Origin of the sequence: Pseudomonas emilianonis (assembly GCF_023072625.1) — a bacterium.
GTDB classification, from domain to species: domain Bacteria; phylum Pseudomonadota; class Gammaproteobacteria; order Pseudomonadales; family Pseudomonadaceae; genus Aquipseudomonas; species Aquipseudomonas paraveronii.
Genome location: NZ_JAKNRV010000487.1, coordinates 1 through 3,278 on the forward strand (window position 1 = coordinate 1; position 3,278 = coordinate 3,278).

Consider the following 3,278-nt stretch of genomic DNA (forward strand, 5'->3'; position numbering starts at 1 on the left):
GAAGTCGGGCGCCTGGCCGTGCTCGGGCTGCTGCTGTCGGCCTTGACTGGGCTGTACATGTGCGCCACCACGTTTGGTCTGATCGCCGACGGCAGTCAGGCTGAGCCGGCCTTCCCCGCGCATATCAGCGTCGGCGCGGCGCAGCCGGTGGCCAACCTGCAAGCCTTGCAGGCCATCGATTTGAATGACCTGCGCGAATTGGTTTACCCAAGCCCCGGCAACCCCGAGGACGTGTTTTCCCTGCGCACAGCCCAGGGCGACGGTTACGTGGACCCGGTCAGCGGCACGCTGTTGTCGTATCAGGCCCACGACTCAATGCACAACCTTTATCAATTGATCTATCAGTTGCACACCGGTGAGGGCCTCTGGTGGCTGGGCTTGCCCCTCGGGCTTTGCGCCCTCAGCGTGCCGTTGATGAGCGTGACCGGTATTGTGCTGTGGTGGCGGCGACGCAAAGCCGCGCCGAAGATTCGCCATAACAGCCCCGCCCACTCAGCCGACAGCGTGATTCTGGTGGGCAGTGAAAACAACAGCACCTGGGGCTTTGCCAATACCTTGCACGCGGCGCTGCACCAGGCCGGGCACCGGGTTCACAGTGCCGCGATGAATGAATGGAAAGGCACGTACCGCGATGCTCAGCGCCTGTTCATCCTCACCGCCACCCACGGCGACGGCGATGCACCCGCGTCGGCCACACAGTTCCTGGAACGCCTCAAGCAAGTGGGCCTCAAACCCGGCCTGCCCTTTGCGGTACTCGGGTTTGGCGACCGGCAGTTTCCCCGATTCTGTCAGTACGCCCATCAGGTGCAGGACGCGATGGTGCAGGCCGGCGGCTCGCCATTGCTGGGGCTGGAAACCGTGAACCGGCAATCCTCGCAGGAATTTGCGCGCTGGGGCGACGCGTTGGCTACGCCATTGGGCCACGACCTGCCGCTGATCCACACGGCGCAGCGGCCGCGCACTCGTCAACTTGAGTTGACCGAGCGCATCGTCTACGGCGAAGCCGTGAACGCACCGACCCATATCCTGCGCTTCAAGACAGCTGGCGAACTACCGAGCTTCCAGGCCGGTGACCTGGTCGGCATTTTCCCGCCGGACAACCCGGTGCCGCGCTTTTACTCGCTGGCCAGCCGCGCTGAAGACGGTGTGCTGGAAATCTGCGTGCGCAAACACGAAGGTGGCCTATGCTCGGGGTTCCTGCATGACCTGAAGGTCGGCGCATCGATCGAAGCGTTCATCCAGCCCAATCCACAATTTCGCCCGGCTTCAGGCGCGCACCCGGTGATTCTGATTGGTGCCGGTACCGGTATCGGGCCCCTGGCCGGTTTTATTCGCCATAACACTGCCAAACACCCGATGCACCTGTATTGGGGCGGACGTAACCCGGCCTCGGACTTTCTCTATGAACCAGAGCTCAACCGCTACCTCGCCGATCACCGCCTGACCGCATTACGCCCGGCGTTTTCCCAGGTTCAGGACCGCAGCTACGTGCAAGACCGGCTGATCAGCGACGCCCTGACGTTGCGCGCCCTGATCGAAAACGGCGCCCAAGTATTGGTGTGCGGCAGCCGCGAGATGGCCAAAGGCGTGATGCAAGCGCTGGATAACGTGTTAGCCCCGCTCCACCTGAGTGTGCTGGCCCTTAAAGCACAAGGACGCTACCGTGAAGACGTCTACTGAGACACAACGCTACAGCCTGAACGGCGAGACCATGGGCACGCGCTACACCGCCGTGTTCTACGCCGAGGCCGGTATCGACAGCGCCGCGATCAACCGCAGCCTGGCCCAGGCCGTGGGCCGGGTGGACCAGCAAATGTCCACCTGGAAAGCCGATTCCGACCTCAATCGCCTCAACGCGGGCCCCGAGCAGACATGGCTGGCGGTGCCCAAAGAGCTGGCCACTGTGTTAGCCGCCGCGCTGCGGGTCAGCCAGCAATCCGGCGGGGCTTTTGACATCGGCGTGGGTGATCTGGTGGACGCCTGGGGCTTCGGTCCGGGCGCACAATCAGTCACCGAACAGACCATCGACACCCTGCCGCCACGCGGCGGTCTCTCGGCCAATGCGGCGTTGACGGTGGACGCCCAGCGCCACCAAGTGCGCAAACGCGCGCCGCTGCACCTCAACCTCAACGGTATCGCCAAAGGCTTTGGCGTCGACGAACTGGCGCGCTGCCTGGACAGCTTCGGGCTCACGCGCTATCTGGTCGGCATCGATGGCGAGATGCGTGCCCGCGGCGTCAAGCCGGATGCTCAACCGTGGGTCGTGGCCATTGAAAAACCGAGCCGTGGCCAGCGTGAAGTGATGGGGGTCATGGAGCTCAGCGACGCGGCCATCGCCACCTCCGGCGACTATCGACACTGGATTGACGTGAAGGGCCGCCACTATGCCCACACCATGAACCCGGCCACCGGCGCTCCGCTGTGCAATACGATCGCGTCCGTCACCGTGGTGGCGGCCTCATGCATGCTCGCCGACGCCTGGGCCACGGCGTTGATGGTGCTGGGCGAAATCGAAGGCCCACGCCTGGCGCAGGCACGCGGGATGGACGCGTTGTTCGTGCTGCGCGAGGGTGAACAACTCAAAGAAATATCGATTGTCGGCGGCATTCTGCAAGCGCAGATTGAAAGCCGTCCGCCCCTAACCCGCCCACAGACGTGAGTCCCGCACACCCATGAAATTCATGCACCGACACACCGAATCCCACCGCAGTGACCGTATCGGCTGGCTGCGCGCCGCGGTCCTGGGGGCCAATGACGGCATCGTCTCCACCGCCAGCCTGTTGATCGGCGTAGCCGCCGCCAACGCCAGCCACGCCTCGCTGATCGTCACCGGCATGGCCGGCCTGGTGGCGGGTGCGATGTCCATGGCGGCCGGTGAATACGTTTCCGTGCATTCCCAGGCCGATACCGAGCAAGCCGACCTGGCACGGGAACGGGCAGAACTGGCCAGCAACCCCAAAGCCGAACACAGCGAACTTGCGCACATCTACATGCACCGTGGCGTATCACCCGAATTGGCCCATCAGGTCGCCGATCAGTTGATGGCACACGACGCCTTGGGCGCACACGCGCGGGACGAACTGGGCATCAGCGCAGCCCTCACCGCCAAACCGCTGCAAGCGGCGCTGGCCTCGGCTGCGAGTTTCGTGGTCGGTGCCGACGTCGCCGATATCGGCACTGGCGTTGTCTTTCTCGGCGGCGAACTTGGCGATTTCCTGGGCCGAGCTCATGTCGGTATCGATGTGCTTGAGGCCGTAGGTCTTGGCCAGGTCGTCCCA

At 64.1% G+C, this 3,278-nt stretch carries 2 protein-coding genes and 2 pseudogenes; 3 read left to right on the top strand and 1 reads right to left on the bottom strand.

All coding sequences use genetic code 11. The features are described 5' to 3' along the window. From L9Z73_RS28070 to L9Z73_RS28080, 3 genes and pseudogenes are all read left to right on the top strand, one after another. Positions 1–1,680: flavodoxin domain-containing protein (locus L9Z73_RS28070; protein WP_247407999.1), on the top strand; the 1,680-nt coding region annotated here is incomplete at its 5' end. Then, the gene (locus L9Z73_RS28075; RefSeq protein WP_247408001.1) at positions 1,664–2,659 is read left to right on the top strand and encodes an FAD:protein FMN transferase; all 996 of its coding nucleotides are present in this window, start codon (positions 1,664–1,666) and stop codon (positions 2,657–2,659) included. The genes L9Z73_RS28070 and L9Z73_RS28075, both read left to right, overlap by 17 nt. A 13-nt stretch (positions 2,660–2,672) precedes the next feature. Further along, positions 2,673–3,158, top strand: a pseudogene (locus L9Z73_RS28080) (VIT1/CCC1 transporter family protein); the annotation flags it as partial. Here L9Z73_RS28080 and L9Z73_RS28085 read toward each other — a convergent pair. Then, a pseudogene (locus tag L9Z73_RS28085) lies at positions 3,156–3,278 on the bottom strand (ABC transporter substrate-binding protein); the annotation flags it as partial. The pseudogenes L9Z73_RS28080 and L9Z73_RS28085 sit on opposite strands and share 3 nt — an antisense overlap.